Below are 26,990 nucleotides of genomic sequence, written 5' to 3' on the forward strand. Positions count from 1 at the left end.
TGCGCCAGGTTTTGAGGGTGTTCGACCGTTGCCTAGGTCATCCCTACACGTCGGTGGGCAAGACATCGGGTTCAGGTCCCCCAGCGCACTTCCGCCGAGTGTGAAGCCATTGCGAAAGTCGGCTGATTTTTCGCACTGAGCTCACGCTCGGGGACGGATCACGCTCGGCGAATCAGGCCGCCACCTCGGCTGGAGCCGGGGTCGGCTCAGTCGCTTGCGCCTTGAAGCACAGGATGCTCGACACGAAGCTCAGCAGCGCGACCGCTCCGGCGAAGGCGCCGATGACGGTCTCGGCCATGGTCCAGCTCGCGAGCGCGAACGCAAGCGCGATGATCGCCGTGATCAGCAAGAAGAGTCCCGTGGTGGCGACGGTCTCGTTGAACGGATCATCCGATCCTGCGGCCCGCTCAGCCATGGTCACTCCTTCTCGCGCGGTGCTTGACTGGACCGTAAATACCCCACCCGCGATCAGCGAAACCTCGTGTTCGAACCACCACGGTGCGCTGCCGGTGACCCGGCTCACCACTGACGGCTATTTGTCTCGAGGCCCACCTGGTCCGCGTGGCGGGCACCTCATCTGCCACCATGGCGAGTGATCCGCAATCTACGGGGGACTCCATGCCCATGAGTGAGCTCAAGTATCTGGATCTGCACGGCGACCAGGTGGCCTACCGCGACGTCGGCAGCGGCCCGGAGACCCTGCTGCTTCTGCACGGCATGGCCGGAAGCTCCGACACCTGGCGTGCGGTGTTGCCACAGCTGGCCAAGCGCTACCGGGTCATCGCGCCGGATCTGCTCGGTCACGGCCAGTCCGCCAAGCCCCGCAGCGACTACTCGCTGGGCGCATTCGCGGTGTCGTTGCGCGACCTGCTCGACGAACTCGGTGTCGACCGCGTGACGGTGGTGGGGCAGTCCCTCGGCGGCGGCGTGGCGATGCAGTTCGTGTACCAGCATCCGGACTACTGCCAGCGTCTGGTGTTGATCAGCAGCGGCGGGCTCGGTCAGGACGTCGGGTGGACGCTGCGACTGTTGTCCGCGCCGGGGGCCGAACTGATCATGCCGCTGATCGCGCCGCCACCGGTGGTGCGGGCGGGCGAGAAACTGCGGAGCTGGTTCTCCGCGGCCAACATCCAGTCGCCGCGCGGTGCGGAGATGTGGAGCGCGTACTCGTCGCTGTCCGATGCCCAAACTCGGCAGGCCTTCCTGCGCACGCTGCGCTCGGTCGTCGACTATCGCGGGCAGGCGGTCAGCGCGTTGAACCGGTTGCATCTGACCGCCGAGACGCCGTTGATGGTGATCTGGGGCGACCAGGACCACATCATCCCCGTCGACCACGGCTACGCGCTCTGCCAGCTGCGCGCAGGTTGCCGCCTCGAGGTGCTGCCCGGCGTCGGCCACTTCCCGCACGTCGAGAAACCCGCCGAGGTGGTCGACCTGCTCGACGACTTCATTGCGACGACCAGGCCCGCCGCGACCAGCCCAGGGAAGACCACGGCCGCGACCCGGCCCCGCTGACCGGCCCGACTGAGCCGGCTGGCCGCGACCCGGCCCGGCCGACCGGCCCGGCCGCTTCACCAAGCCGGCCGTTCAAAGGTCGGATCCGCCGACCCGGCGCCGGTACGCCGACGGCGTCTCGCCGCAGAACTGCGAGAAGGCGCGGGTGAACGAGCTGACGCTGTCGAACCCGACAGCGCCGGCCGTTTCCTGCACGGTCTGTCGCGGCGCGGCCAGCAGCGCCATCGCGCGCAGCATTCGCGCGTGCAGCAGATAGGTGCGCCACGGCAGCCCGAGCGTGTCGGCGAACAGCCGGCGCAGTGTGCGTTCCGACACCGACACCGCGCGGCTGACCTGGTCGCAGGTGACGGTGTCGAGATGCTGTTTGGTGTAGGCCATCGCCGCGGCCACGATCGGGTGCTCGGATGTCGGCAGGCTCAGCGGGGCTTCGTGATCGAGGGCCTCGCAGACCAGCGCCGCCAGCGTGCGGAAGAACCCGTCGGATGTCTCGTCGCCCTGCGCCCGGTCGATCGGCCAGCGCAACGCGTAGATCATCATCTCGCGGATCAGCGGCGACACCGCCAGGATGCGCGCCCGGTCACCGCCGTCGCCGATCAGAGAGCGGTCGAACATCACCGCGACGGTCTTGACGTCGGGGTTCATCACGGCCTGGTGCTCCAGCCCAGCGGGAATCCAGGCAGCCTGCTGCGGCGGCAGCAGATAGTGCGCGCAATCGGTCTCCACCTCGACGACCCCGTGCAGCGCGTACTCGATCTGGTGCACTTCGTGCGAGTGCCACCCGGTGATCAACGCATCCCCCTCGTACAAGTAGCTGCCGCCGAGCGCCCGGCCGCCGCGACGCAGTTCGATGACCCGGCGAGGACCGTGCGGGACGAGGTTGGCCGATTTGGACAAGAGCTTGTCCGACGACGCGGAGTCGGTCACGGTTGTCGACGGTACTACTGGAAACATGCAGACTGACGACCTGATCCTGGTGAGCATCGACGACCACGTGGTGGAGCCGCCGGACATGTTCCTGCGCCACGTCCCGGAGAAGTACAAGGCCGAGGCGCCGATCGTCGTGACCGACGACAAAGGCGTCGACCAGTGGATGTATCAAGGCAGGCCGCAGGGTGTCAGCGGGCTCAACGCGGTGGTGTCGTGGCCGGCGGAGGAGTGGGGCCGTGACCCGGCGGGGTTCGCCGAAATGCGTCCCGGCGTCTACGACGTCCACGAGCGGGTCCGCGACATGAACCGCAACGGCATCCTGGCCTCGATGTGCTTCCCGACGTTCACCGGGTTCTCGGCGCGCCACCTGAACATGCACCGGGAAGAGACCACGCTGGTCATGGTGTCGGCCTACAACGACTGGCACATCGACGAGTGGGCCGGCACGTACCCGGACCGGTTCATCCCCATCGCGATTCTGCCGACCTGGAACCCCGAGGCGATGTGCCGCGAGATTCGTAGGGTGGCGACCAAAGGCTGCCGGGCGGTCACGATGCCCGAGCTGCCGCACCTCGAGGGCCTGCCGAGCTACCACGACGACGAGTACTGGGGCCCGGTGTTCCGCACGCTGTCGGAGGAGAACGTGGTGATGTGCCTGCACATCGGCACCGGCTTCGGCGCGATCAGCATGGCGCCCAACGCTCCGATCGACAACATGATCATCCTGGCCACCCAGGTGTCGGCGATGTGCGCCCAGGATCTGTTGTGGGGACCGGCGATGCGCAACTACCCGGATCTGAAGTTCGCGTTCTCCGAGGGCGGCATCGGCTGGATCCCGTTCTACCTCGACCGCAGCGACCGGCACTACACCAACCAGAAATGGCTGCGCCGCGACTTCGGCTCTCAACTGCCCAGCGAGGTGTTCCGCGAGCACTCGCTGGCCTGCTACGTCACCGACAAGACGTCGCTGAAGCTGCGTCACGAGATCGGTATCGACATCATCGCCTGGGAGTGCGACTACCCGCATTCGGACTGCTTCTGGCCCGATGCCCCGGAGCAGGTGCTGGCCGAGCTGAATGCCGCGGGCGCGTCGGACTCCGACATCAACAAGATCACCTGGGAGAACTCCTGCCGGTTCTTCGGCTGGGATCCGTTCGAGCTCACCCCGAAGGAGCAGGCGACCGTCGGCGCCCTGCGCGTCAAGGGAGCCGACGTCGACGTGTCGATCCGGCCCAGGGCCGAGTGGGCGCGGCTCTACGACGAGAAGCAGTTCGCGCGAACCTGATTCACCGGGTCAGCAGTCCCCGCAGCATCGTGGTCCACCCGGTGGGCTTCGGAGGTCGGCGGGAGGCATACGGCCACGGCTGATGGCGTTCGGGAACCGACTCGGCGCGCGCCTGCTTCAGGGCTGTTCGCAGATGTGCGCGCACGTGGTGCAGCGTCGGATCGTCCCACCGGTTACGGGCTTCGACCGGATCGTCGCCGAGATCGTAGAGTTCCCACTGATCGTCGAGGGGATCGCTGCGGTACACGGGTCCGCCCATACCGTCGGCGGCCAGATGCCGGACTCCGGGCTCGGTCCACGTGGCAGGGTCGTCGAACGAGCGGACCAGTTTCCACAGATGGTCCGCGCCGCCCGCGGCGGTGCTCTCCCCGACGCGGACCACGAGGCCTTCGAAGTTGGCCGCGGTGTGTGCGGGTACCCGGATGCGCAGCGGCGCAGGAACCTTCGATGTCAGCTTCAGCATCCGGGCGATACCCGAGGCTCCGGTGTCGCCTTCGAGCATGTTGTCGCGGGTCATCAGATACACGGCCCGGTCCTCGTCGGCCGCAGCGCCGTCGACCACCGGCATCAGGTCCCGTCCCGGGAGCGGATGAACCTCGGAGAAGGAGTCGGCGAGCGCCGACGCCGTGGCGGCCACGTCGATCCCGGCGGCCGACAACAGGGTGGGGACCAGATCCACATGGGACGTCGGGGCCGTCACGGTGCGCGCCGCGGTCGCCCGAGACCCCACCCGCGCGATGACGAACGGCACCCGGGTGGCCTCGTCGTACAGGTTGAACCATTTCTGATGCAGGCCGCCGTGCGCGCCGAGGAGGTCGCCGTGATCGGCGGTGCGCACCAGCACCGTGTCGTCGGGGCCCTCGGCGCAGCCCCCCTCGGTGACCGCGCGGCGCACCCGGTCGATCGGGGCGTCCACCTCGGCGTGCAGCCGGTAGTACAGGTCGCGGTAGGACTGCGCGTTGTGACGATAGGTGCGCTCGATCACCCGCGCCGGGCCGTATCCGGAGTAGTAGGCCTCCCGGAACGCAATCTGCGCAGCGGGTTTGGCGGCCAGGTCCTCGTCTGCGGTCGGTGCGGCCGGCACGTTCGGCGGGTCCAGCGGTGACGGCGTCAGCGGGTTGCGGCGTGACCACGCGGGGAACAGCACGATGTCGTGTGGGTTGACAAAGCTGGCCACCAACAGGAACGGGCGCAGCGCCGCGGGGTCGCCGGCGCGGCGGCGCGCGTAGCGGTCCTCGAGCCAGGCCACCACGCGGTCGGCGATCAGCGGGTCGCGCCGGATTCCGGCATTGGAGAGCGCAGCACCGTGGGGTTCGGGGCCGACCCAGCCCGAGAAACCGTACGGGGCAAGGGGATCGGCGTCCAGGTAGCGACGCACCGCACGGTGGTCGATGACGCCGTCGTCGTCGTTGGTGGCCAGGGACTTGCCGGTTCGGGGGTCGGTCAGGTCGGCGTGCGAGATGTGCCACTTGCCGTCGTAGTGGGTGTCGTAGCCGGCCGCGCGGAACCAGTTGCCGAGGGTGGGAACCTCGCCGGGACGCAACCAGCGCAGCCGGGAGTCGTCGTATGCCTTGCCGATGCCGTCGGTCTGCGTGACACCGTGCAGGTCCGGGTAGTGCCCGGTGAAGATGGTGGGCCTGCTGGGCACACAGGCCAGCGAACCGGTGTAGTGCCGGGTGAAGCTGACCCCATTCGCCTCGAACCACGCTGCGCCGCGCAGAGTTCGGGTCCGCCATTCGGTGACCGCGTGACCTTCGTAGGGCGGGGTCGCGCGTTCCTCGTCGGTCATCACGATGACGATGTCCGGTCGGGTGTCGGTCATACGCTCACTCCTTCTGATGCGCTCGCCAGCGAGGCCAGCAGTGCCCGTGATCGGCGGGCCATGATCCGGGCCAGCACGCCCTCACCGAGCCGGCGCAACGGTCCGCGCGAGGCATGCACTGAACTCGTCAAGGTGACGGCGGTGGTGGTCGTGGAATCAGGGCGCAGAGTCCATCGGTTGTTCGCCGACACCGGCGGCGGCAGACCGGCGATGTCATAGGCGAGAACACGGTTCGCCTGGAAGTCGGTGATCGTCTCGACGAAGGTGTCGCGACCGACCTGGACGCGGCGTGCGGTCCCCACCCCGGGGGAATCGGCGGTGTGACGGAGCAGGCTGCAGTGATCCACGCCGTCGGCCCAGCCGGCCGCGGCGCCGAAGTCGGCCAATACCGCCCAGACGTCCTCTGGGCGTGCCCGGATCACGCGTGAGCAGCTGACCTCGGCCATCCCCTCATCAAACTCGACCTGCACCACGACCGCAGGTCAACGCTCAGAAACACCGCTCAGGACGGTGCGGGCGATCGACTCGGCCCTTCCGGTCTGAAACGATCGTCCCTCGCTGAGGATGGCGTAGACGACGCCACCGACGATGGCGTCGGATGCGTCGCGGGCCGCCTCGCCGGTCCATCCGGCGGCGATCAGCCGGGCGGTGACGGTGTCGCGCAACGGTGTGTTGAAGCCCGCCTGCAGGCGAGCCTGGGTGTCGGGATGCTCGACTCCGGCGATGGTCAGGATGCGCAGCATGGCGTGTCCGCGTGAGGTGGTCAGTGCCGTGGCCAGTGTCACTGTCCACCGGCACACGTCAGCGGTGACGTCGTCGGTCGTGACGATCGGTCGCAGGATCCGGTCGGCGTCTTCGAGGATGACGTCGGCGACCAGCGCGTGCCTGCTCGGCCACCAACGGTAGATGGTCTGCTTGCCGACACCCGCGCGGGCGGCCACGGCCTCGATGCTGAGTTTGTCGAAGCCGCGTTCCAGCAGCAGGTCCCTGGTGGCGCCGACGATCGCGACGCGGGACTTCTCGCTGCGCCGTCTCGGGGTGGTGACCTCGGTGGTCATCAGCCGACCCGTGCCGGGCGCGGCTTTACACGCTGGACCATCGCCCGTAGTGTGCCACAAGACGAGACGTTGCGTCTCGTGAATCGGTGTGGAGGTCTGACGGCGATGGCGGCAACTAAGCTGGTGATCGGCGCCAGTGGGTTCCTGGGGTCGCACGTCACACGGCAGCTCGTCGCAGGCGGAGACAGCGATGTTCGCGTGATGATCCGCACCACCAGTTCGACGCGGGGTATCGCTGACCTGCCCGTGGACATCCACCACGGTGACATCTTCGACACGGATGCCTTACGTACCGCGATGAGCGGATGCGACGTCGTCTACTACTGCGTGGTCGACGCCCGGCCGTGGCTGCGTGATCCCCGCCCGCTGTGGCGCACCAACGTCGACGGCCTCCGGCACGTCCTCGACGTCGCCGCACAAGCCGACCTGGACCGCTTTGTGTTCACCAGTTCGATCGGCACCATCGGCAGGAACCCTCACGGACTGGCCGATGAGGACACCCCGCACGACTGGCTCGATGTCGGCGGTGACTACATCCGCTCGCGGGTGGCCGCCGAGGATCTGCTGATGCGTTATTGCTCCGACGCCGGGCTGCCCGGTGTGGCCATGTGCGTGGCCAACACGTACGGACCCGGTGACTGGCTGCCCACCCCGCACGGCGGCATGCTCGCCGCCGCCGTCCGGGGCGCACTGCCCTTCGCCATCGACGGCTACGAGAGCGAGGTCGTGGGCATCGAGGATGCGGCGACGGCGCTGCTACTGGCCGGTGAACGCGGCCGCGTGGGTGAACGCTACATCGTCTCCGAGCGGTACATGGCCACCCGTGAGATTCACGAGATCGGTTGTGCTGCAGTAGGTGTGAAACCGCCGCGGTTCAGTGTTCCGATCGGGGTGCTGTCCGCGGCGAGTTACCTCGGTAGCGCGCTGGCGCACGTCCGTCGAAAGGACACCATGCTCACCCCGCTGAACGTTCGTCTCATGCACATCATGACCCCTCTCGATCACTCCAAGGCCGTCACCGAGCTCGGCTGGAACCCACGCCCGACCCCGAACGCCATCGAGGAGGCCGCGGAGTTCTTCCACGACACCCGCCGGCCCGCAGCGCCGGTCGGGGGTCCTCGGTGACGATCGCGCTGACTCCCGAACAGCAGCAGCTGGCCGAAGCCGTGGCGCAGTTCGCGCAGCGTCACGCGCCGATCGACAAGACCCGCGAGACATTCGAGGCGGTGGCCCGCGGCGAACTACCGCAGTGGTGGGATGAGTTCGTCGTCAACGGGTTTCACGCGGTTCACCTGCCCGATGAGGTCGGCGGGCAAGGCGGTTCGCTGCTGGACTGCGCCTGCGTGCTGGAGGCCGCCGCCACCGCGATGCTGCCGGGGCCGCTGGTGTCGACGGTCCTCGCCGGCGCGCTCGCCCAACTCGCCGACGAGACCGAGGCGAAGAGCGCGGTGTTGACGCGGCTGGCCCACGGTGAGCCGTCATCGGTACTGCTGCCGGATTCTCGTCGCGTCACGGTCCGGCCGGCGGAGACAGGCTGGATGATCACCGGAACCGCGACGCCGGCACCGGGGGTGTGCGCGGCCGACATGCTTCTGGTCGCTGCCGCCCGCGAAACGGCCACCGACACCGAGGACGAGGTCCTCTGGTTGGTGGTCGATCCCACCGGCCCCGGAGTGCGGATCGACGCGCTCGAGAGCACGGACAAGACCGTCGATGTCGGCGTCGTGCATTTCGATGGGTATGTCGCCGAATCCGATTCACTGCTCGCCGGGATCGACGCGGTGCGGGCCCGGTGCCTTTCCGTGGCGCTGACGGCCTGCGCGGCGGTGGGCGCCATCCGCTGGTGCGTGGACGCCGTGACCGACCATCTGCGTACCCGCGAGCAGTTCGGCAAGCCCATCGGGACCTTCCAGGCGTTACAGCATCAGGCCGCCATGCTGCTGGTGAACTGTGAACTGGCCACGTCGGCGGCGTGGGACGCCGTGCGCGCGGCCGACGAAGACCGGGTGCAGCACGAGATCGCGGCGGCGGGGGCGGCGCTGATGGCCGTCAGTCCGGCGCCGGAGCTGGTCCTCGACACCCTGACGATGTTCGGCGCCATCGGCTTCACCTGGGAGCACGATCTCCACCTCTACTGGCGAAAAGCTACCAGTCTGGCTGCGTCGATCGGACCGGCGGGACGTTACGCGCACGCTCTCGGTGAACTGAGCCGTACCCACGACCGCGACGTGTCGGTGAAGTTGGGTGATCTGGACCGCGAGTTCCGCACGCACGTAGCGGCCGTCCTCGACGAGGCGGCCACGCTGCGCAACGACAAGCCGGGCCGCCAGGGCGACTACCCGAACCTGGCCACCGGCCCGCAGCGCACGTTGCTCGCCGAGGCCGGGCTGATCGCCCCGCACTGGCCCCGTCCGTGGGGCGTGAACGCCACGCCGCGCCAACAACTGATCCTCGACGAGGAGTTCGCCAAGCGGCCGGACCTCGTCCGGCCGTCGCTGAACATCGCCGAATGGATTCTGCCCAGCGTGATCAGCGCCGCGCCGGAACATCTGCAGCAGCGGTTCATTCCCGCCACCCAGCGAGGCGAGCTGGGCTGGTGTCAGTTGTTCAGCGAGCCCGGCGCCGGGTCGGATCTGGCGTCGCTGAGCACCCGGGCGACCAAGGTCGACGGCGGCTGGCGCATCAACGGACACAAGATCTGGACCTCGTCGGCGCACACCGCGGACTATGGTGCGCTGCTGGCCCGCACGGATCCCGACGCCGCAAAGCACCGCGGTCTGGGTTATTTCATCGTCGACATGCGCGCCGACGGCATCGAACTGCAGCCCATCCGGCAGGCCAACGGCGAGGCCCACTTCAACGAGGTCTTCCTCGACGACGTGTTCGTGCCCGACGAGATGCTGCTGGGCCGGCCGACCGACGGCTGGGGCCTGGCCATTGCCACCATGGCCCAGGAGCGGGTGGCGATCAGCGGCTACGTCAACACCGACCGGGCAGAGATCCTGCGGAGGCTGGCCAACGACGGGGGACCGGACCACGACCGGGTGCTGTCGGCTCTAGGCGAAGCCGATGCGTACGCCAACGCGATCAAGGTGCTGGCGGTACGTGAGGTGATCCGGTTGCTCGACGGACAGCCGGCCGGCCCGGCCTCCAGCGTCGCCAAGGTGGCGATGAACGTCATGCTGCGACGCACGTTCAAGGCCACTCTGGAGCTCACCGCTCCAGCGGCGTTGACGGAGAAGGCATCAGCGGCTGACCCGCCGTCGGTGGTCGAACCGTACTTCCATCTGCCCGCCGAACTCATCGGTGGCGGGACGAAGGAGATTCAGCTCAACATCATCGCGCAGATGATTCTCGGGCTGCCCCGCCGGTGATGGCGGCCACCGACCAAGGGAGTGACACATGGGATTACGCGGCGACGCCGCGATCGTCGGCTACGTGGAGTTGCCGCCTGAGCGGATGAACAAGGCGACGGTCGCGCCGTTCACACTCGAACAGTGGGCCGAGCTGTCGGCCGCGGCGCTGGCCGACGCGGGGCTCTCCGCGGAGCTCGTCAACGGCATCACCACGTCCCCGCTCGCCGAATCGGAGATCTTCGTTCCCTCGACCGTGGCCGAATACCTCGGCGTGGACGCCAACTTCGCCGAGCATGTCGACCTGGGGGGTGCGACGGCGGCGGCCATGGTGTGGCGGGCGGCCGCGGCGATCGAGTTGGGTATCTGCGACGTGGTGCTGTGCGCGATCCCCGCCCGGTACATCACCCACACGTCGGAGAAGAAACCCAAGCCGCTCTCGGATGCGGTCTTCTTCGGCGCGTCCAGCAACCAATTCGGCTCCCCACAAGCCGAATTCGAGATCCCTTACGGCAACCTCGGTCAGAACGGGCCGTACGGACAGGTGGCCCAGCGGTATGCCGCCGTCTACGGCTACGACGAGCGTGCAATGGCCAAGATCGTCGTCGACCAGCGGGTCAACGCCAATCACACGGAGGGAGCGATCTGGCAGCACACGCCGCTGACCGTCGAGGACGTGCTGGCGAGCCCGGTCATCGCCGACCCGCTGCACATGCTCGAGATCGTCATGCCGTGCGTGGGCGGCGCGGCCGTGGTGGTCGCCAGCGCCGAGGTGGCGGGGCGAGCCAAGAACCGTCCGGTGTGGATCAAGGGTTTCGGGGAGCATGTGCCGTTCAAGACGCCGACCTACGCCGCCGATCTGCTGCACACTCCCATCACCCGCGCGGCTGACACGGCGTTCGCGATGTCGGGTTTGACGCGGGAGCAGATGGACATGGTCTCGATCTACGACTGCTACACCATCACCGTTCTGCTCAGTCTCGAGGACGCGGGCTTCTGCGCCAAGGGCACGGGCATGGAGTTCGTCGCCACCCGCGACCTGACCTTCCGCGGTGACTTCCCGCTCAACACCGCGGGCGGCCAGCTCGGTTTCGGTCAGGCTGGCAACGCGGGCGGCATGCACCACGTCTGTGACGCCACCCGTCAGATCATGGGGCGTGCGGGGCCTGCTCAGGTCGCCGGCTGTGATCGGGCCTTCGTGTCGGGCAACGGCGGCATACTTTCCGAGCAGACCACCCTCGTGCTGGAAGGGGACTGAACGTGGACCTGTCGATGTTGCAGCGCCCGATGCCGGTCAAGACGCCGACCACCGCGCCGTTCTGGGATGCCCTGGCCCAACATCGGGTCGTGATCCAGTATTCACCGTCGTCGGGCTCGTATGTGTTCTACCCCCGGGTGCGGGCACCGCGCACACTGGCCGACGACCTGGAGTGGCGGGAGATCTCCGGGATGGGCACGGTGTATTCGTTCACGGTGGCCCGCCGGCCCGTCGGGCCGCATTTCGCGGATGCGGTGCCCCAGTTGCTGGCCATCGTGGAATGGGACGAAGGGCCCAGGGTGACCACGGAATTGGTCAACGTCGAACCCGGCGACATCACCGTGGGCATGCGGGTGCGGCCGGTCTTCTGCGACTACCCCGACCACGATGTGACGATGCTGCGCTACGAGCCTGCGGATCCACGATGACCGACCGCACCGACGAAGAGCAGATCGGCGACGTGCTGGTGCGGTATGCGACCGGGATCGATCGACGTGACTGGGACCTGTTCCGGACGGTGTTCACCGAGGACTGCGAGCTCGACTACGGCGACATCGGAGTGTGGCGCGGTCTCGACGCCGTGGTCGACTTCATGGTCACCGCCCACGACATGGCCGGACACACCCTGCACCGGATCACGAACACGACGATTTCGGTCGACAGGGACACCGCCACCGCGCGCGCCTACGTCGACGCTCTGATCATGTCTCAGGACAACAGTTCCGGCGTCAATGCCGCGGGCTTCTACGACGACGAACTCGCGCGTACCCCGGCCGGCTGGCGCATCGCGCGGCGACGGTTCACCACCGTTCTGGTCAGGACCGTGACCCCCGGATGACCTCGCGCAGATCTTCGCACGCGCCGACGCCGTCCGGATGATCGCTCAGGCCGTCGACGCCGCAACGGGAGACGGTTGCGGCGATTTCGACGGCCGCGGGGCGAACAGATCTGTGGCGGTGCTCCGTCCGCGCAGCGTGGTCTGTCCGGCGGCAGTCCAGCGCACTCGCTCGGCGGTCGCGGCGACGGACCTCGCGGCGCCGGAACACAATGTGCGGGTAGCGAATTGCTTGGCGTGATCAGCCAGCCGCGCCGCCTCGTTCACCGCGTCGCCGACGACGGTGTACTCGTAGCGGTTCTCGGCTCCGATGTTGCCGGCGAACACCGGACCGGCCGATACCCCGATGCCGAAATCGAGCGGCAAGCTGCGCAGTTCGTCGGCCAGTGCGCGGGCTGTGGACAACGCCGCGGTCGCGGGTTCGTCGACGCGCAGCGGCGCGCCGAACACCGCCAGCGCGGCGTCGCCCTGGAACTTGTTGATGAGTCCGTGGTGCGCGTCGACCTGTGCCACGACGATGCGGAAGAAGTCGTTCAGCACCTCGGCGACCTCATGGGGCTCGCGGTCGACGGCGAGTTGGGTGGAGTCGACGAGATCGATGAACAAGACCGCGACGTCGCGTTCGTCTCCGGTCGATGTCTCCTCGGCGGCGACGGCGTGGCGGGCGACTTCCTCACCGACGTGCCGGCCGAACAGGTCTCGGAGTCGATCGCGTTCCCGCAGCCCGGCGACCATGCTGTTGAAGCCGCTCTGCAACCGGCCGATCTCGGACCATTCGTAGACGTCGACGGAACGGTCGATGTGGCCGCGCTCGACGTCGGCCATCGCCTCGATCACCTGGTTGACCGGATCGGAGATCGACATCGACACCAGGATCATGGCCCGCAGGCCGAGCAGTACGGCCACCAGCGCCAACACCAACAGAGCCAGGTCGATCGACGTCGACTCGTCGATGAGCCAACTGTTGGACCGCATGACCAGCAGCAGCGCGATCGCCGATCCGGGCAGCGCCGTGCACACGAGCCACATGATCAACAACCGCGATCGAACCCCCGGCACCGAACGCCGATACCGGCCTGGCGAGACACCGGCCAGGATGGGGCGAAGGGTGCGCAGGGTGAACAGGAAGCCGGTGCTGACGGTGGCCACCGCGCCGAACAGCATGGTCGACGCGATCACCATGAGGGCGGCCGGCCCCGCGGTGTGGTTGAGCGGTATCAGGATCGCGGTCGCCAACAGCCACGGTGCCAAGGTGATCGCTGCTTGCCGTCGGGTGATCCTCGAGGCGCTACGAACCTGTTTGTCCGTCGGAGGTGACTCGCTGCCGAGCCAGCGCAGGGTGGGCCGCACCGTCAGCGTGGCGCCGACGGCCACCAGGGTGGTGCCCGCGACGACCTGGACGGCCAGGATGACCAGGCCCTGCGCATTCCACGTGCTCCGCCCACCCAGCGACATGACGATCGCCACGACCTCGGCCAGCGTCAGAAGGTAGGCCCACGACAGGCCCGCGACGTAGCGCGTCAGCAGCCGACGAGGCCTCACACGGCCGAAGGTATCAGCCGGCGGCCACGAGGGTTCGCCTTCATTGCGGCGCGCCGAGACCCAGCGGGGGCCCGGCTTGCGGTGTCAGTCGCTGGCGGGCAGCGGCTTTGCCTCCTTGAGTGACAGGGGAGTCGACCCGATGCTCAGTGTGCCCTTGCCGGCCTTGGTCACCAGTACCTCGGCGCCGGTGTCGTCGACGTAGCGCTTACCCATCAGCGTGCCGTCGGACATCGAGTCGTCGATCGTGAGTGAGGTGTCGGCCTCGCCACCGATCGGGACCATCGGTGCGCCGCCTGCGCGCAGGTCATCGAGGCTGTCGGCGCTGCGCACAACGATCACCTGCGTGTCACAGACTTGGCTTTGCAGCCGTGTGCCGTTCTTGATCATGCGGGCTCCTTCGACTGGGCGTTGAGTTCGTCGACGAGGTCGCGGCGTAGCACCTTGCCGGTCGCGTTGGTCGGCAGTTCGTTCCGGAACACGACCCGGTCGGGGGTACGCGATCCGCGCAGCTGTGAGCGAACGTAGCTGCGGAGGTCTTCGATATCGGGTTCGGTGCCAGGGCGGGGTACCACGACCGCGACGATGATCTGGCCCCATCCGGGGTCGTCGGCACCGACGACGGCGCACTCACGGACGTGGGGATGCTCGACCAGGACGTCCTCGATCTCGGCGGGCGCGATGTTCTCGCCACCCCGGATGATCGTGTCGTCGGAGCGTCCCCCGATGAACAGATAACCCTGCTCGTCGAGGAACGCGACGTCTCGGGTCGGGAACCAGCCCTGCTCGTCGAGCACCGAGCCGATGTCGGTGTACTTGCCGGATACCTGTTCACCGCGGACGAACAGTTCGCCGGGTTCGCCTGCACCACACACGGTGCCGTCCTCGCGGCGGATCTCGACCTCGATTCCCGGCACCGGCCGGCCCACCGACCCGAGCCGGCGGACGACGGCCGGGTCGTCGGCGGCCAGCGCGTCGCGGTGGTCGTCGGGGGTGAGCACTGCGATGGTGGAACTGGTCTCGGTGAGTCCGTAGGCGTTGACGAAGCCCACGTCGGGCAGCAGCTCCAGCGCCCTACGGACCAGCGGCAGCGCGACCTTCGATCCGCCGTAGGCCAGTGTGCGCAGGTGGGGCAGCGTGACGCCCCGCGAGTCGAGCACGGTGACGATGCGGTCCAACATCGTGGGCACCACGGTCGCCGACGTGACACCCTCGTCGAGCACCAGCTGTACCCACTTGTCGGCGTCGAAGTGTCGCAGGTACACCATCTTCCGACCTGCGTACAGGTTGGACAGCGCCGCGCTGACGCCGGCGATGTGATACGGCGGCACGCAGATCAACGCAGCATCACCGGGTTCGGCGGAGGCGAACTCGACGGTGCCGGTGATGTAACTGGTCAGATTCGTGTGGGTGAGCTCGACCGCCTTCGGCTTCGACGTGGTTCCCGAGGTGAACAGCACCACGCCCACTGCGTCAGGGTCGGCGAACTCCGCGGCCGGTTCGGCGGTCCGTGCCGACTCGAGGAACTCGGCGGAGCCGATGGTCCGGTAGCCCTCTCCCACGGCGTCGCGATACTCGTCGTCGACGACCACCAGGGGGTCGGGCAGGCGATCCAGCAGTGCGCGCAGGCCGTCGGCCGACAACCGGTAGTTCAGCGGGGTGAGCGGAACTGCGGCGCGGGCCGAGGCGAACAACAGCAGCGGCAGCATCGCGCCGCCGGTGCCGACATAGGCGACATGGCGAGCACCCGACGCCGCGATGACGCCGGCCCCGCCGTCGGCCAGCTTGCCCAGTTCCTCGGTGGTGAGCCGGATGTCGTCGTCGACCACCGCCGTCTGCTCAGCGTCGGCCGACGCGGCCTCCTGGGCCATCTCCAGCAGCAACGAAATGCTCATGATTTGTCCACGAAGATATCCCACATCGGGTCCTCGCCACCGCCGTAACGCGACAGATCGGTCATGCCCGCGGCGGTGAGCACGTCGGCGTCGATGTAACACTGCCCGTTCGCCTCGGCCGCGGGCTTGTCGAAGATCTCGACGGCGGCGTCAGCCATGATGTCGGGGTGCCGCGACGCCTTCACCAGGTCGTCGCCGGCGGCGAGGTTGGACACGGCCGAGGTCGCGATGTACGTCTGCGGCCACAGGCAGCTGAATGCGATTCCGGCGTCGCGGTATTCGGCCGCCCAGCCCAGCGAGAGCAGCGTCATCCCGTACTTGGACAGCGTGTAGGAGGGATGCGCACCCAGCCAGTGCGGGTTCATGTTCAGCGGCGGCGAGAGCGTCATGACATGGGCTGAGAGCTCGTTTGCTCCTTGCGTGCGCAGGGTTTGATTTGCTCCTTGCGTGCGCAGGGTTTGATTTGCTCCTTGCGTGCGCAGGGTTTGATCTGCTCCTTGCGTGCGCGGGGCCTCATTCGCTCCTTGCGTGCGCAGGGCCTCATTCGCTCCTTGCGTGCGCAGTGCCGACTTCCGCAGGTGCGGCAGCGCCGCCTTGGTGAGCAGGAACGTGCCGCGGACGTTGATGTCCATCATCAGGTCGAACTTCTTGGTGGGGAGGGTCTCGGTCGGTTCAGTGGCGATCGCGCTGGCGTTGTTCACCACGATGTCGATGCCGCCGAAGCGCTCGATGGCGGTGTCGACGGCACGAACGACGTCGTCTTCGTTGCGCACGTCCCCGACGACGGCAACCCCCTTACCTCCGGCCGCGTCGACCTCGGCGACAGCGGTGTGCACCGTGCCGGGCAACTTCGGATGTGGTTCGGCGGTCTTGGCCAGCAGGACGACGTTGGCGCCCCGTCGGGCCGCCCCCAGCGCGATGGCGAGCCCGATACCCCGGCTGCCTCCCGAGACCACCACGGTGCGGTCGGTGAGCGCTGTGTTCGACGATGGCGATCGGGCCAACTCGGCTCTCCTCGATGCAGGAACAGATAGTGTCGTTCTCATTTTACGGGAACCAGATAATCGCCGTGTACCGGGGTTTCGGTCACTGGCTAGGGTTGTGTGGACCCAGCTTGGCGTGCGGCTTTCCCACAAGCGGTATTGGCATTCTCATTTTTTGCAAGTACGTTATCCTCGATGTCTCAGCCAGTCGATCCCACCGTGCAGACTCCCTCCGGGATTCCGCTGGAACCGGTGTACGGTCCGGCGCAGCGGGCCGCGGACCCCCCACCACCGGGGACGTATCCATTCACGCGCGGGAACTTCGCCTCGGGCTACCGGGGCAAGACCTGGACGTTTCGGCAGTACTCCGGTTTCGGCACCGCCGAGGAGTCCAACCGTCGGTACCGCTACCTGCTCGACCAGGGCGGCACGGGGCTGTCGGTGGCGCTGGACTTGCCCACCCAGTGCGGCTATGACTCCGACGATCCCGAATACGGCGAGGAGGTCGGACGGGTCGGCGTCGCGGTGGACACGCTGGCCGACGCCGAGATCCTCTTCGACGGCATTCCGCTGGACAAGATCAGCACCAGCTTCACCATCAACGGCACGGCGGCCATCCTGCTGGCGTTCTACGTCGCAGCGGCCGAGAAGAAAGGCGTGCCACGGGAGAAGCTCACCGGCACGATCCAGAACGACATCCTGAAGGAATACGCGTCCCGAGGAACCTGGATCTGGCCGCCCGAGCCGTCGCTGCGACTGATCGCCGACACCATCGAGTTCTGCGCGGCTGAAGTGCCGCGGTTCAATGCGATCTCGGTCGCCGGCGCCCATTTTCGGGATGCGGGCGCCAACGCGGTGCAGGAGATGGCTTTCACACTGGCCGACGGAGTCACCTACTGCGACACCGTGGTCGAACGCGGACGGATGACCATCGACAAGTTCGCTCCGCAGATCTCGTTCTTCTTCTACACCCACGGGGACTTCTTCGAAGAGATCGCGAAGTACCGGGCCGGTCGGCGCCGGTGGGCCACGATCGTGCGCGAGCGTTACGGGGCGAGCACCGACAAGGCCTCGATGTTCCGGTTCGGGTGCGTGGCCGGTGGGGCATCGCTGTACGCGCCGCAAGCCCAGAACAATCTGGTGCGGGTGGCCTACGAGGCGATGGCGGCGGTCCTCGGCGGCGTGCAGTCCATGTTCACCGCCGCCTGGGACGAGCCTTTCGCCCTTCCCAGCGAGGAATCGGCGACCCTGGCGCTGCGCACGCAGCAGATCCTGGCTTACGAAACGGGAGTGACGAAGGTCGCCGACCCGCTCGGCGGGTCCTATTTCGTCGAGGCGCTCACCGATGCCACCGAGGAGAAGATCCTCGAGATCATGCATGACCTCGAGCTGCACGGGGGCATGGTGCGCTGCATCGAAGACGGTTACCTGCAAGGCCTGATTGCCGACGAGGCCTACAAGATCCACCAGGAAGTGGAATCGGGTGCGCGGCCCGTGGTCGGCGTCAACAAGTTCGTCACCGAAGAGGACCCGCCCGAGATCGCGACGTACGAACTCGACGCCGAAGGCCGTGACATGCAGCTCAAGCGGCTGAAAGCGGTGAAGGCCGAACGTGACGGCGCGGCGGTCGAGGCGGCGCTGGCGGCGCTGGCCAGATCCGCCGACGGTGACGACAACCTGATGCACAAGCTCATCGACTGTGCCAACGCCTACTGCACGGTGGGGGAGATGGTCACCACACTGAAATCGGTGTGGGGCGAGTTCCAGCAGCCTGTCGTCTTCTAGAGGAGGAGCTGTTCTAGTGCGCACGCGAGGAGCACCACCGGTGATGCCGCGGGATGCCGCGCCGAGTCGGAGTGGAGGAGCGGGCACATGAGTGTGCGGGTACTCGTGGCCAAACCCGGACTGGACGGTCACGACCGGGGCGCCAAGATCGTGGCCAGGACACTGCGCGACGCCGGATTCGAGGTCATCTACACCGGCATCCGGCAGCGCATCGAGGACATCGTCTCGATCGCGCTGCAGGAAGACGTTGCACTGGTGGGTCTTTCGATCCTCTCGGGCGCGCACGTGGCACTGACCACCCGCACCGTCGACGCATTGCGGGCTGCCGACGCCGGCGACATCGCCGTGGTCGTCGGCGGGACCATCCCGCAATCCGATGTCCAGAAGCTCCTGGACGCCGGTGCGGCGGCGGTGTTCCCGACCGGTACGTCGCTGGAGGATCTGGTGCGCGACGTGCGGGCTCTGACCGCCAAGGTGGAGCAGGGATGAGCGCGCCGACGGTGTGCGGGTTGCGACTCCGGCCGCTCGTGGTCGCAGCGGCCGCATATTCGGTGACATCGAGGGAGGGTGTATGAGACTCGGCGTGATGATCGGTGCCGAACGAGGCGACATGGCGCGCAAGGTGACCAAACTGGTCGCCGACATCGAGTGGGCCGAGCAGGCCGGTCTGGCCACGGCGTGGATGCCGCAGGTGCCCGACGACTTCGACTGCCTGACGATGGTGGCGCTGATGGCCGCGCACACCTCGCGCATCGAGCTGGGTACCGCGGTGGTGCCGCTGCAGGCCCAGCATCCGATAGCACTGGCCCGCCAGGCCCTTTCGGTGCACGCCATGGCGCAGGGCCGGCTGGCGCTCGGGGTCGGTCCGTCACACCACTGGATCGTCCGGGACATGCTGGGGCTGCCCTACGAGAAGCCGGCGGCCTATACGCGGGACTACCTCGAGGTGCTCGACGCCGCACTGACCGGCCCGGGGTCCGTCGACGTCCAGAACGACACGTTCACCGTGCACAATCCCACCGCATTGGGCGCCGAAACGCCGATGCCTGTTCTGGTCGCCGCGCTGGGCCCGGTGATGCTCCAGATCGCCGGAGCGCATGCCGACGGCACCGTTCTGTGGATGGCCGACGAGAAGGCCATCGGCGAGCACATCGCACCCAAGATCACCAAGTCTGCAGCCGAGGCCGGTCGGCCGGCCCCGCGCATCGTCGCCGGCATCCCGGTGTGCCTGTGCGCGAACTCGGAAATCGACGCTGCCAAGGAACGCGCCAACCGGATTCTCGCGGAGGCCGAGACGTCGCCGAACTACCAGCGCCTGCTCGACCGCGGTGACGCGCGTGACGTCGGTGACCTCTGTGCGGCCGGCGACGAAGAGGCCATCCTGGCGCGCTTCAAGCAGTTCGCCGATGCCGGTGTCACCGACCTGTCGGTGCGACTGCTGCCGATCGGAGACACCCGCGACGAGTTGATCGCGTCGAAGTACCGCACCCGCGAGGTGATCGCCGAACTGGCCAAGGCCGTATGATCACCGTCTGCCGTGGATGAGACGCCGAAGGGAACCGCAGTGAACAGCCCGGGCCCGTTGGCCGGAATCCGGATCCTCGAGGTCGGCGTCATGCTGGCCGGTCCCTATGCCACGATGATGCTCGCCGATCTCGGCGCCGAGGTCATCAAGATAGAGCCGCCCGGCGGCGAGATCTCCCGGCAGGTGTCCGACAGTTACTTCGCCAGCCTGAACCGCAACAAGCAGAGCGTGTGCCTGGACCTGCGCTCGGCGCAGGGGCGGCAGGAACTCGGAGAGCTGGTCGCCGAATCCCATGCGCTGCTGGTCAACATGAAGCCCTCTGCGATCCGACGTCTCGGCCTGACCTATGACGCGTTGCGGAAGTTCAACGAGGCGATCGTATGCGTCGCACTGACCGGCTTCGGTCTCGACGGCGGCGACGACCCGGCATTCGACTACGTCATCCAGGCCGCTACCGGGGTCGCGGCCATGACCGGCGATCCCGACGGCCCGCCGACCCTGCCCGGGTACTCGTCGGTGGACAATTCCACCGGTCTCACCGCGGCGCTGGGGCTGCTGGCCCAGATCCTCTCGGGCCGGGGCGGGCAGGTGGATGTGTCGCTGCGTGACGTCATGCTCTCGCAGCTGAACTACCGGGCGTCGGCATTCCTCAACGACGGCGCGGCGCCCCGCCGGTACCCGATGGGCGCGCACTCGTATTACGTTCCGGCGCAGTTGTTCACCACCGCCGAGGGTTATCTGGCGCTGTTCATCACCCATGACGCGTTCTGGGCCGCGTTCGCCGGCGAGGCCGGCATCGAGGGCTTCCCGACCATGGCAGAACGGGCAGCCCGGCGGGACGAGGTTCTTGCGGTCGTCACCGCCGCGTTGGCCCGCGATTCGGCTGCCAACTGGGAGGCGCGGCTCAAGCCGCTGGGGATCCCGGTGTCGGCGGTGCGCACACTGCCCGAGGCGCTGGCGGCCACCCCCGAGGTCGTCGTGTCAGCGGGTCGGTTCCAGTTGGTGCGCAGCCCGATCCGCATCGTCGGCTACGAACCGCACTACCGGGCGGCGCCTCAGCTCGACGAGCACGCCGACGTGATCGACAATCCCGCCCGGCCGTCTCACTCGGCTCATTCGGCTCACTCGTCATAGGTGACCGTCACCGTGGGTGTGTCCGGGACCGCCTGGCATGTCAGCACGTACCCCTCGTCGACCTCGTCTTCGGTCAGTGCATCGTTGGTACGCATCGTGGCGCGGCCTTCCTTGAGCAGCGCCATGCAGGTGCCGCAGTTTCCGGCCTCGCAGGAGAACGGTGGCCCCAGCCCGGCGCGCCGGGCGCTGTCGAGCAGCGTCTCGCCGGGCTTCGGCGGCACCGATGCGGTGCTGCCGTCCAGGTGGATCGTGATTGTGCCCGGGCTCTGGTCCTCCGCTGCCTGCGACTGTGTCTCCAACTCTGCGTCCACCCTTGCGTCCAACTCCGTCACTGCGGGCCCCTGTTCCGCGGCCAACCGACCGTCTCGACATTGTCATTCTGATAATAGGAGAATAGTATTCTCCTGAACAAGCGGTAGCGCTCTCTCCATTCCTGTTCTGTGCTACCGGGAAGGGGCGCGAGCAACGTGACAGGGCGATCGGTGCTCGCCTTCCAGGAGCGGCACTACACGCTCGCCGACCTCGACGCACTCGCTGTCGGCCTGGCCGCAGAATTGCACGAGCGCGGGGTGCGGGCCGGTCACCGGGTGGCGGTGATGTCGTCGAACCGGCCGGAGTTCGTCGTCGCGTTGCGCGCCCTCTGGCGTCTCGGCGCGGCCGCGGTGCTGCTCAGTCCCGCCTGGAAGCAGCGCGAGGTGCGACATGCGCTGACGTTGACCAGTCCGGTATTCGCTGTCGGCGACCACCCGGTGCTGGCCGAGGTGATGCCGATGCGGCACCTCGATGAGCCGCTCGACGCCGCGGACCCCGGCCCGGCCCAAGCGAACGATCCGTCGTCAGATGCGGTGTTGGTGTTCAGTTCCGGCACGACGGGCATGCCCAAGGCGGTGCGGCACACCCACGCCTCGCTGGCCGCGGCGGTGCGGCACTGGCGCGAGGCTCTGCAGGTGTCACCGTCGGACCGCCTGCAGGTGATGACGCCGCCGTCGCACATTCTCGGCCTGCTGAACATCGTGATGGCGCTCGATGCCGGGGCATGGATACGCCTGCATCCTCGCTTCGACATCGACACCATGCTCGCCCACATCGAATCCGACCGGATCACCATCGAGATGGCGGTCGCCCCCATTGCGCTGGCCCTGTCGGCGCATCCGCGCCTGGAGTCGTTCGATCTGTCCTCGCTGCGCTACATCATGTGGTGCGCCACCCCGGTCACCGAAAGCGTCGCCGCGGCGGTCGCTGCGCGGACGGGTGTGCGCTGGGTGACTGCGTACGGCGCCAGCGAGTTGCCGGTGATCTCGTGCAACGACCTGTACGACGCGAAGTTGGACACCGTGGGTAGGGCGGTTCCCGGTGTCGTGCTGCGCATCGTCGCGCTGGACACCGGTGAGCTCGTCGGACCCGGTACCGAAGGCGAGATCCAGGTGCGCTCCGAGTCGGCGATGGCCGGGTACCTGCCTGCGGATTCCACCGCAGCGGCATTCGCCGACGGGTGGTACCGCACCGGTGACGTCGGCTCCGTCGACGGTGACGGTTGGTTGCGGATCACCGATCGCGCCAAGGAGATGATCAAGGTGCGCGGCTTCCAGGTCGCGCCCGCCGAGATCGAGGCGGTGCTGCACGGTCACCGCGCGGTCGAGGACTGTGCGGTGTTCGGTGTGCCCGCCGCCGACGGGGAGGCCATCGTGGCCGCCGTCAAGCTCTCGGCCGCAGTACCGCCCGACGAACTCGCCGAACTGGTCTCTGATCAGTTGGCGTCCTACAAGCGGCCCGGCCGCGTCGTCGTCGTCGACGAGATACCCCGTCTGCCTTCGGGCAAAGTGCTACGCCGAATATTGAAGGAGCGTCTGTGGACGTCCGTCTGAACGAAGAGCAACGGCAGTTGCGCGCCGCGGCAGCGGATCTGGCCGACGACCTCGGACCCGACTCGGTGGCCGACCTCGAGGACGAAGCTCGCCGCGCAAGACTGGAAAAAGCGTTGGATGCCACAGGTTTTCGTTCGCTGCGTGCCGACGGAGCGTCTGGTGTCGAGATCGCCATCGTGGCCGAAGAACTCGCGCGCGGCCTCGTCGACGTCCCCTACCTCGGCCCCGTTCTCGCCGACGACCTGCGTGGCAGGCTCGGACGCGAGGTGCCGCATGGGGCCGGCTCCGGGCCGGCGTCGGTGGACCTCACCGGCAGCCTCGCCGGGGTGGTCGAATCGCCCGTCGAGCTGACAGAGCTGTCCGACGAGGACTCCGGCCGGTGGTATGCGTTGGCGCTGTCGGTGACCGCGGCAGACATCCTCGGGGCCGCCCGGGGAACGCACGCACTGGCGACCGAATACGCCAAGGTGCGTGAACAGTACGGCGCGCCCATCGGCTCGTATCAGGCTGTCGGACACCTGCTGGCCGAGGCGCTGGCGTTGATCGAGGGGTCGGTCAGTGTCGTGCGGCATGCCGCGTGGGCGGTCGACGCGCTGCCGGTGCGTGAAGCCGTCGAGGCCGCCCGCGTCGCGAAGCTCTACTGTGCCAAAGCGGGATTGACGGTCTGTGAGACGTCGATCCAGGTACACGGCGGCATCGGCAACACCTGGGAGTGCCTGGCGCACGTGTATCTACGCCGGGTCCTGGCCGCGACCGAATGCTGGCCCGTCAACCTGGAGGAGCTGACCATTGGACTTTCGTGATTCACCGGACGAGGCCGCATTCCGCGAACGGCTGCGCGGCTGGCTGGCCGAGCAGAAGGGCAGATTCCCGACCTCCGGCGACGCCTACTGGGCCAAGGCCGGGGAGTGGCATCAGGCGCTCTACGCCGCCGGCTTCTTCGGGACATCGTGGCCGGAGAAGTACGGCGGCCAGGACCTACCGCCGGTGTACGACGTCATCGTCGACGAGGAGATCGCCAAAGCCGGCGCACCGGCTCGGCCCAGCCTGGGCTACCTGGTCGTAGGGCTCTCCCATCACGGCAACGAGGAACTGCGGCAACGCTTTCTGCCCGGCATGATCGACGGGACCGAACGCTGGTGTCAGGGCTTCTCGGAACCCGGGGCGGGTTCGGACCTGGCGTCGCTGGCGACGACAGCGGTCCGCGACGGGGACGACTACCTCATCACCGGGCACAAGATCTGGACCAGCTATTCCGACGTCGCCGACTGGTGTCTGGTGCTGGCCCGCACCGACAGGGACGTGCCCAGGCATCGAGGCATCTCGGCGTTCATCGTCTCGATGCACCAACCCGGCATCGAGCAGCGGCCGTTGAAGATGATGAGCGGGGTGACCAAGGAATTCGGTCAGGTCGCGTTCGACGGCGCGCGGGTCCCCGCCGAGAACATGGTCGGCGCACCGGGCGAGGGCTGGAAGCTGGCGATGACGATCGTCAGTCATGAGCGGGAGCCCTCCACCCTGGGATTCTCGGCGCGCTATGGAAAGACCGTGCGTCAGATGGCATCTCGGTTACAGGGGGCGCCGCCGGAGGAGCTGTCTTGGGCGTGGGTGCAGACCGAGATGCTGCGGCTGCACGTTCGGCGGCGGTTGTCCGAGCAGCTCGACGGGCTCACCCACGGCCCCCAGGGATCGCTGGACAAACTGCTCATGACGTGGGTCGAGCAGTCGGTCGGACACGCCGCGCTCAAGACCGTCGGCACCGCCGACGAGGAGTTGTTCGGCGCCTACATGTACAGCCGCGCGCAGAGCGTCATGGGCGGCACCTCGCAAATCCAGAAGAACATCATCGCCCAACGCATCCTCGGCCTGGGAGGCTAAGCCATGTACGACATGCCGGAAGAGATCGACGTCCAGGCCGACGGAGCACTGCGCATCATCACGCTGAACCGGCCCGATGACCTCAACGCGGTCAACGACAACCTGCACGTGGGGCTGGCACGACTATGGGACGCTCTCAACGAGGACGCGGGCGCCCGCGCAGCGGTGATCACCGGTGCGGGACGGGCGTTTTCCGCCGGCGGCGATTTCCACTATCTCGACGAGTTGCGCAAAGACGAAGCCCTGCGGCAGAAGACGATCAAACACGGCCGCGACATCGTGATCGGTATGGTGCGCTGCCGGATTCCGGTCGTCGCCGCGGTCAACGGACCGGCTGTCGGTCTGGGCTGCAGCCTGGCCGCGCTGTCCGACGTGGTCTACATCGCCGAGAATGCGTTTTTCGCCGATCCGCACGTGTCCATCGGCCTGGTGGCCGCCGACGGCGGGCCTCTGGTGTGGGGAAGCCAGATCAGTCTGCTCCAGGCCAAAGAGTTCGCGCTCACCGGAGTGCGCATCAAGGCGCAGCGCGCGGTGGAACTCGGCCTGGCGAACCACGTGGTGGCCGACCCGTTGGCCGAGGCGGTGACGTGTGCCAATAAGTTGCTCGAGCTACCGCAGCAGGCCGTCGAGGCCACCAAGCGGCTGATGAACATTCAATTGGAGAAGTCGGTGATGGCCTCGCTGGACTACGCCAACCTCGCCGAGTACGTGTCGTTCGGCACCGCCGACTTCAACAGGATCGTCGACGGCCTGATCGCCAAGAACTGACCGCACTCGCGGTCAGAAGGTGCTCTCGGTCCAAAGGGTGCTTGCCGGTCAGAAGGTGAGGGCTTCGGAGCGTTGGATGGTGCCGGTGACGCCGGCGGCATCCTGCTGTGCGAGCCGCACCGCCGCATCGGCCATCGCCTCGGGCGGTTCGATCGTCTCCGGTGGCACCCGCATCCCGGCGCCACTGGCCTGCCATCCCTCCGTCATCACGACCCGAGACGGGCTCAGGCAATTCACTGCGATGTTGTCGGGCCGCAGGTCGGCCGCCAATCCCAGATAGAGCCGCTCGACGGCGGCCTTGGACACCCAGTACGCGTTGGCGCCGAGCTCGGTCGTCGTGACACCGGTGGTGGTGACGGCGATCAGCGAGCCTCCACCGCGGGCACGGACATGCGGGATCACCACCTTGGTGACCAGGAAAACGCCGGTGGTGTTGACGTCGAGACACAGCTGCCAGCGCTTGAGCGGGGTCGACTCGAGGGGGCCCAGCCACAACACTCCGGCGTTGGCGACCAGAATGTCGATGCCGCCGAATTCGGCAACGGTTGCGGTGACCGCGTCATCGACCGATTGCTCGCTGGTGACATCACACGGCACCGGGATCGCACGGCCGCCCTGCTCGACGATGCGGGCCGCGACCGAGCCGATGGTGCCGGGCAGCTTTCCTTCCTGCTCGGAGCGGGCCGCGACGGCGACGGCGGCGCCTGCTCGGGCCAGGGCGCCCGCGATGGTCGCGCCGATGCCGCGGCTGGCGCCGGCCACGAACGCCACCTTGCCGATCAGCGGTCGACGCGTTCCGGTCATTTTGGAGGGAACCGCAATGCACCGTCCAGGCGGATGATTTCGCCGTTGAGGTAGTCGTTTTCGATGATGCTCTGCGCCAGCTGCGCGTACTCCGACGACCGACCCATCCGCTTGGGGAAGGGCACCTGAGCGGCCCAGTACTGCTCGAGCTGGTCGGTGGCCTTGCCGTAGGCCGGCGTGTTGATGGTGCCCGGCGCGATCGTCACCACGCGGATGCCCAGCGGGGACAGGTCGCGCGCGGCCACCAGCGTCATTCCGAGGACGCCGCCCTTGGCCGCCGCATAGGGCAGCTGACCGATCTGTCCCTCGTATCCGGCGATCGAGGCGGTGTTGACGATCACGCCGCGGCCGCCTTCACCGAGCGGTTCGGTGGTGGCGATGGCCGCCGCCGACAGCCGCATCACGTTGAACACCGCTGTCAGGTAGAACTCGATGGTGGTCTTGAAGCCGTCGAGATCCAGTGGGGTGCCGTCCTTGCCGACCAGCCGCCCGCCGGTGGCCGGGCCGCCGTGGGTGTCCACCGAGATACGCAGCGGTGCAAGGGCTTGCGCTTCGGCGACGGCGACGTTCACCGACTCCTCGGAGGTGGCGTCGGTCCGCACGTAGCGCACGCCGAGTTCGGATTCGAGCGCCTTGCCCTTGTCGTCGGCCATGTCGGCGACGACGACCTTGGCGCCGGCTCCGTGCAGACGCCGTACCGTGGCTTCACCCAAGCCGCCCGCGCCGCCGACGACGAGGGCCGAACACCCGTTGATCTGCAT

Annotated in this window: 27 protein-coding genes; 15 read left to right on the forward strand and 12 right to left on the reverse strand. The window is 67.7% G+C overall.

Going from position 1 to position 26,990, the window contains the following annotated elements:
* Positions 1–172 precede the first annotated feature (172 nt).
* Positions 173–415, reverse strand: a complete 243-nt coding sequence (locus tag ACEWX3_RS09540) for a hypothetical protein (protein WP_152518038.1) — start codon at positions 413–415, stop codon at positions 173–175.
* Between the two features lie 209 nt (positions 416–624).
* Between ACEWX3_RS09540 and ACEWX3_RS09545 the strand changes: the two genes are divergently transcribed.
* Entirely contained in the window at positions 625–1,515 is an 891-nt protein-coding gene (locus ACEWX3_RS09545; protein WP_374159275.1) for an alpha/beta fold hydrolase, read from the forward strand.
* A gap of 72 nt (positions 1,516–1,587) precedes the next feature.
* On the opposite strand, the gene ACEWX3_RS09550 is transcribed toward ACEWX3_RS09545, so the two are convergent.
* Positions 1,588–2,439 carry a helix-turn-helix transcriptional regulator gene (locus ACEWX3_RS09550; RefSeq protein WP_374159276.1) on the reverse strand — a complete coding sequence of 284 codons (852 nt, stop codon included), beginning with the start codon at positions 2,437–2,439 and terminating at the stop codon, positions 1,588–1,590.
* Between the two features lie 25 nt (positions 2,440–2,464).
* Here ACEWX3_RS09550 and ACEWX3_RS09555 point away from each other — a divergent pair, with 25 nt between their 5' ends.
* Positions 2,465–3,727: an amidohydrolase family protein gene (locus tag ACEWX3_RS09555; protein WP_374159277.1), complete on the forward strand. Its 1,263-nt coding sequence runs from the start codon at positions 2,465–2,467 to the stop codon at positions 3,725–3,727.
* A gap of 1 nt (position 3,728) precedes the next feature.
* Here ACEWX3_RS09555 and ACEWX3_RS09560 read toward each other — a convergent pair whose 3' ends face one another.
* From ACEWX3_RS09560 to ACEWX3_RS09570, 3 genes are read right to left on the reverse strand one after another with little or no spacing between them, the layout of a single operon-like run.
* On the reverse strand, positions 3,729–5,549 hold the full coding sequence (locus ACEWX3_RS09560) for a sulfatase-like hydrolase/transferase (protein ID WP_374159278.1): 1,821 nt from the start codon (positions 5,547–5,549) through the stop codon (positions 3,729–3,731).
* Positions 5,546–5,995 carry an SRPBCC family protein gene (locus tag ACEWX3_RS09565; protein WP_207068402.1) on the reverse strand — a complete coding sequence of 150 codons (450 nt, stop codon included), beginning with the start codon at positions 5,993–5,995 and terminating at the stop codon, positions 5,546–5,548. The genes ACEWX3_RS09560 and ACEWX3_RS09565 overlap by 4 nt, the downstream gene beginning before the upstream one ends.
* A gap of 36 nt (positions 5,996–6,031) precedes the next feature.
* Positions 6,032–6,607 carry a TetR/AcrR family transcriptional regulator gene (locus tag ACEWX3_RS09570; protein ID WP_221362988.1) on the reverse strand — a complete coding sequence of 192 codons (576 nt, stop codon included), beginning with the start codon at positions 6,605–6,607 and terminating at the stop codon, positions 6,032–6,034.
* A gap of 105 nt (positions 6,608–6,712) precedes the next feature.
* Here ACEWX3_RS09570 and ACEWX3_RS09575 point away from each other — a divergent pair, with 105 nt between their 5' ends.
* Genes ACEWX3_RS09575 through ACEWX3_RS09595 form a run of 5 tightly spaced genes read left to right on the forward strand, consistent with a single transcriptional unit; the run spans position 6,713 to position 12,056 of the window.
* Complete coding sequence (locus ACEWX3_RS09575) at positions 6,713–7,732, forward strand: NAD-dependent epimerase/dehydratase family protein (protein ID WP_374159279.1); 1,020 nt, start codon at positions 6,713–6,715, stop codon at positions 7,730–7,732.
* The gene (locus ACEWX3_RS09580) at positions 7,729–9,981 is read left to right on the forward strand and encodes an acyl-CoA dehydrogenase (protein WP_374159280.1); all 2,253 of its coding nucleotides are present in this window, start codon (positions 7,729–7,731) and stop codon (positions 9,979–9,981) included. Before ACEWX3_RS09575 ends, ACEWX3_RS09580 begins: the two co-directional genes overlap by 4 nt.
* 28 nt (positions 9,982–10,009) lie before the next feature.
* A complete protein-coding gene (locus ACEWX3_RS09585; RefSeq protein WP_374159281.1) occupies positions 10,010–11,218 on the forward strand; it encodes a thiolase family protein in 1,209 nt (402 codons plus the stop codon).
* A gap of 14 nt (positions 11,219–11,232) precedes the next feature.
* Positions 11,233–11,646 carry a Zn-ribbon domain-containing OB-fold protein gene (locus ACEWX3_RS09590; protein WP_374159818.1) on the forward strand — a complete coding sequence of 138 codons (414 nt, stop codon included), beginning with the start codon at positions 11,233–11,235 and terminating at the stop codon, positions 11,644–11,646.
* Positions 11,643–12,056: a nuclear transport factor 2 family protein gene (locus tag ACEWX3_RS09595; protein WP_374159282.1), complete on the forward strand. Its 414-nt coding sequence runs from the start codon at positions 11,643–11,645 to the stop codon at positions 12,054–12,056. Before ACEWX3_RS09590 ends, ACEWX3_RS09595 begins: the two co-directional genes overlap by 4 nt.
* A 45-nt stretch (positions 12,057–12,101) precedes the next feature.
* Here the strand turns inward: ACEWX3_RS09595 and ACEWX3_RS09600 are convergent, their stop codons facing one another.
* The 4 genes from ACEWX3_RS09600 to ACEWX3_RS09615 all read right to left on the reverse strand — a co-directional run bounded on the left by ACEWX3_RS09600 (position 12,102) and on the right by ACEWX3_RS09615 (position 16,491).
* Positions 12,102–13,595, reverse strand: a complete 1,494-nt coding sequence (locus ACEWX3_RS09600; protein ID WP_374159283.1) for an adenylate/guanylate cyclase domain-containing protein — start codon at positions 13,593–13,595, stop codon at positions 12,102–12,104.
* An 84-nt stretch (positions 13,596–13,679) separates the two neighbouring features.
* Positions 13,680–13,982: a hypothetical protein gene (locus ACEWX3_RS09605; protein ID WP_152518028.1), complete on the reverse strand. Its 303-nt coding sequence runs from the start codon at positions 13,980–13,982 to the stop codon at positions 13,680–13,682.
* Entirely contained in the window at positions 13,979–15,487 is a 1,509-nt protein-coding gene (locus ACEWX3_RS09610; RefSeq protein ID WP_374159284.1) for a class I adenylate-forming enzyme family protein, read from the reverse strand. The genes ACEWX3_RS09605 and ACEWX3_RS09610 overlap by 4 nt, the downstream gene beginning before the upstream one ends.
* Complete coding sequence (locus ACEWX3_RS09615; protein ID WP_374159285.1) at positions 15,484–16,491, reverse strand: SDR family oxidoreductase; 1,008 nt, start codon at positions 16,489–16,491, stop codon at positions 15,484–15,486. The genes ACEWX3_RS09610 and ACEWX3_RS09615 overlap by 4 nt, the downstream gene beginning before the upstream one ends.
* Before the next feature lie 174 nt (positions 16,492–16,665).
* Here ACEWX3_RS09615 and ACEWX3_RS09620 point away from each other — a divergent pair, with 174 nt between their 5' ends.
* From ACEWX3_RS09620 to ACEWX3_RS09635, 4 genes are all read left to right on the forward strand, one after another.
* The gene (locus tag ACEWX3_RS09620) at positions 16,666–18,255 is read left to right on the forward strand and encodes a methylmalonyl-CoA mutase family protein (protein ID WP_374159286.1); all 1,590 of its coding nucleotides are present in this window, start codon (positions 16,666–16,668) and stop codon (positions 18,253–18,255) included.
* Positions 18,256–18,342: 87 nt separating this feature from the next.
* Positions 18,343–18,744 carry a cobalamin B12-binding domain-containing protein gene (locus tag ACEWX3_RS09625; protein WP_207068411.1) on the forward strand — a complete coding sequence of 134 codons (402 nt, stop codon included), beginning with the start codon at positions 18,343–18,345 and terminating at the stop codon, positions 18,742–18,744.
* A gap of 82 nt (positions 18,745–18,826) precedes the next feature.
* Entirely contained in the window at positions 18,827–19,780 is a 954-nt protein-coding gene (locus ACEWX3_RS09630) for an LLM class F420-dependent oxidoreductase (protein ID WP_374159287.1), read from the forward strand.
* A gap of 39 nt (positions 19,781–19,819) precedes the next feature.
* Entirely contained in the window at positions 19,820–20,914 is a 1,095-nt protein-coding gene (locus ACEWX3_RS09635) for a CaiB/BaiF CoA transferase family protein (protein WP_374159288.1), read from the forward strand.
* Here the strand turns inward: ACEWX3_RS09635 and ACEWX3_RS09640 are convergent.
* Positions 20,902–21,225, reverse strand: coding sequence for a 2Fe-2S iron-sulfur cluster-binding protein (locus tag ACEWX3_RS09640; protein ID WP_286183524.1), 324 nt, complete (start codon positions 21,223–21,225; stop codon positions 20,902–20,904). The two genes, ACEWX3_RS09635 and ACEWX3_RS09640, sit on opposite strands and share 13 nt — an antisense overlap.
* A gap of 156 nt (positions 21,226–21,381) precedes the next feature.
* Here ACEWX3_RS09640 and ACEWX3_RS09645 point away from each other — a divergent pair, with 156 nt between their 5' ends.
* Genes ACEWX3_RS09645 through ACEWX3_RS09660 form a run of 4 tightly spaced genes read left to right on the forward strand, consistent with a single transcriptional unit; the run spans position 21,382 to position 25,425 of the window.
* A complete protein-coding gene (locus ACEWX3_RS09645) occupies positions 21,382–22,779 on the forward strand; it encodes a class I adenylate-forming enzyme family protein (protein WP_374159289.1) in 1,398 nt (465 codons plus the stop codon).
* On the forward strand, positions 22,764–23,582 hold the full coding sequence (locus tag ACEWX3_RS09650) for an acyl-CoA dehydrogenase family protein (RefSeq protein WP_374159290.1): 819 nt from the start codon (positions 22,764–22,766) through the stop codon (positions 23,580–23,582). The genes ACEWX3_RS09645 and ACEWX3_RS09650 overlap by 16 nt, the downstream gene beginning before the upstream one ends.
* The gene (locus ACEWX3_RS09655) at positions 23,569–24,657 is read left to right on the forward strand and encodes an acyl-CoA dehydrogenase family protein (RefSeq protein WP_374159291.1); all 1,089 of its coding nucleotides are present in this window, start codon (positions 23,569–23,571) and stop codon (positions 24,655–24,657) included. Before ACEWX3_RS09650 ends, ACEWX3_RS09655 begins: the two co-directional genes overlap by 14 nt.
* Before the next feature lie 3 nt (positions 24,658–24,660).
* The gene (locus tag ACEWX3_RS09660; RefSeq protein WP_207068417.1) at positions 24,661–25,425 is read left to right on the forward strand and encodes an enoyl-CoA hydratase/isomerase family protein; all 765 of its coding nucleotides are present in this window, start codon (positions 24,661–24,663) and stop codon (positions 25,423–25,425) included.
* 48 nt (positions 25,426–25,473) lie between these two features.
* On the opposite strand, the gene ACEWX3_RS09665 is transcribed toward ACEWX3_RS09660, so the two are convergent.
* Both ACEWX3_RS09665 and ACEWX3_RS09670 read right to left on the reverse strand, forming a co-directional pair.
* The gene (locus tag ACEWX3_RS09665) at positions 25,474–26,229 is read right to left on the reverse strand and encodes an SDR family NAD(P)-dependent oxidoreductase (RefSeq protein WP_374159292.1); all 756 of its coding nucleotides are present in this window, start codon (positions 26,227–26,229) and stop codon (positions 25,474–25,476) included.
* On the reverse strand, positions 26,226–26,990 hold the full coding sequence (locus ACEWX3_RS09670) for an SDR family NAD(P)-dependent oxidoreductase (protein ID WP_374159293.1): 765 nt from the start codon (positions 26,988–26,990) through the stop codon (positions 26,226–26,228). Before ACEWX3_RS09670 ends, ACEWX3_RS09665 begins: the two co-directional genes overlap by 4 nt.

Origin of the sequence: Mycobacterium sp. G7A2 (genome assembly GCF_041902445.1) — a bacterium.
Classification (GTDB): domain Bacteria; phylum Actinomycetota; class Actinomycetes; order Mycobacteriales; family Mycobacteriaceae; genus Mycobacterium.

Bases quoted from the DNA above. Each gene is read 5' to 3' on its own strand.
- ACEWX3_RS09540 (WP_152518038.1), bottom strand. From the start codon at position 415: ATGGCTGAGCGGGCCGCAGGATCGGATGATCCGTTCAACGAGACCGTC.
- ACEWX3_RS09545 (WP_374159275.1), top strand. From the start codon at position 625: ATGAGTGAGCTCAAGTATCTGGATCTGCACGGCGACCAGGTGGCCTAC.
- ACEWX3_RS09555 (WP_374159277.1), top strand. From the start codon at position 2,465: ATGCAGACTGACGACCTGATCCTGGTGAGCATCGACGACCACGTGGTG.
- ACEWX3_RS09560 (WP_374159278.1), bottom strand. From the start codon at position 5,549: ATGACCGACACCCGACCGGACATCGTCATCGTGATGACCGACGAGGAA.
- ACEWX3_RS09565 (WP_207068402.1), bottom strand. From the start codon at position 5,995: ATGGCCGAGGTCAGCTGCTCACGCGTGATCCGGGCACGCCCAGAGGAC.
- ACEWX3_RS09570 (WP_221362988.1), bottom strand. From the start codon at position 6,607: ATGACCACCGAGGTCACCACCCCGAGACGGCGCAGCGAGAAGTCCCGC.
- ACEWX3_RS09575 (WP_374159279.1), top strand. From the start codon at position 6,713: ATGGCGGCAACTAAGCTGGTGATCGGCGCCAGTGGGTTCCTGGGGTCG.
- ACEWX3_RS09585 (WP_374159281.1), top strand. From the start codon at position 10,010: ATGGGATTACGCGGCGACGCCGCGATCGTCGGCTACGTGGAGTTGCCG.
- ACEWX3_RS09590 (WP_374159818.1), top strand. From the start codon at position 11,233: ATGTTGCAGCGCCCGATGCCGGTCAAGACGCCGACCACCGCGCCGTTC.
- ACEWX3_RS09595 (WP_374159282.1), top strand. From the start codon at position 11,643: ATGACCGACCGCACCGACGAAGAGCAGATCGGCGACGTGCTGGTGCGG.
- ACEWX3_RS09605 (WP_152518028.1), bottom strand. From the start codon at position 13,982: ATGATCAAGAACGGCACACGGCTGCAAAGCCAAGTCTGTGACACGCAG.
- ACEWX3_RS09610 (WP_374159284.1), bottom strand. From the start codon at position 15,487: ATGAGCATTTCGTTGCTGCTGGAGATGGCCCAGGAGGCCGCGTCGGCC.
- ACEWX3_RS09620 (WP_374159286.1), top strand. From the start codon at position 16,666: ATGTCTCAGCCAGTCGATCCCACCGTGCAGACTCCCTCCGGGATTCCG.
- ACEWX3_RS09625 (WP_207068411.1), top strand. From the start codon at position 18,343: ATGAGTGTGCGGGTACTCGTGGCCAAACCCGGACTGGACGGTCACGAC.
- ACEWX3_RS09630 (WP_374159287.1), top strand. From the start codon at position 18,827: ATGAGACTCGGCGTGATGATCGGTGCCGAACGAGGCGACATGGCGCGC.
- ACEWX3_RS09660 (WP_207068417.1), top strand. From the start codon at position 24,661: ATGTACGACATGCCGGAAGAGATCGACGTCCAGGCCGACGGAGCACTG.
- ACEWX3_RS09665 (WP_374159292.1), bottom strand. From the start codon at position 26,229: ATGACCGGAACGCGTCGACCGCTGATCGGCAAGGTGGCGTTCGTGGCC.
- ACEWX3_RS09670 (WP_374159293.1), bottom strand. From the start codon at position 26,990: ATGCAGATCAACGGGTGTTCGGCCCTCGTCGTCGGCGGCGCGGGCGGC.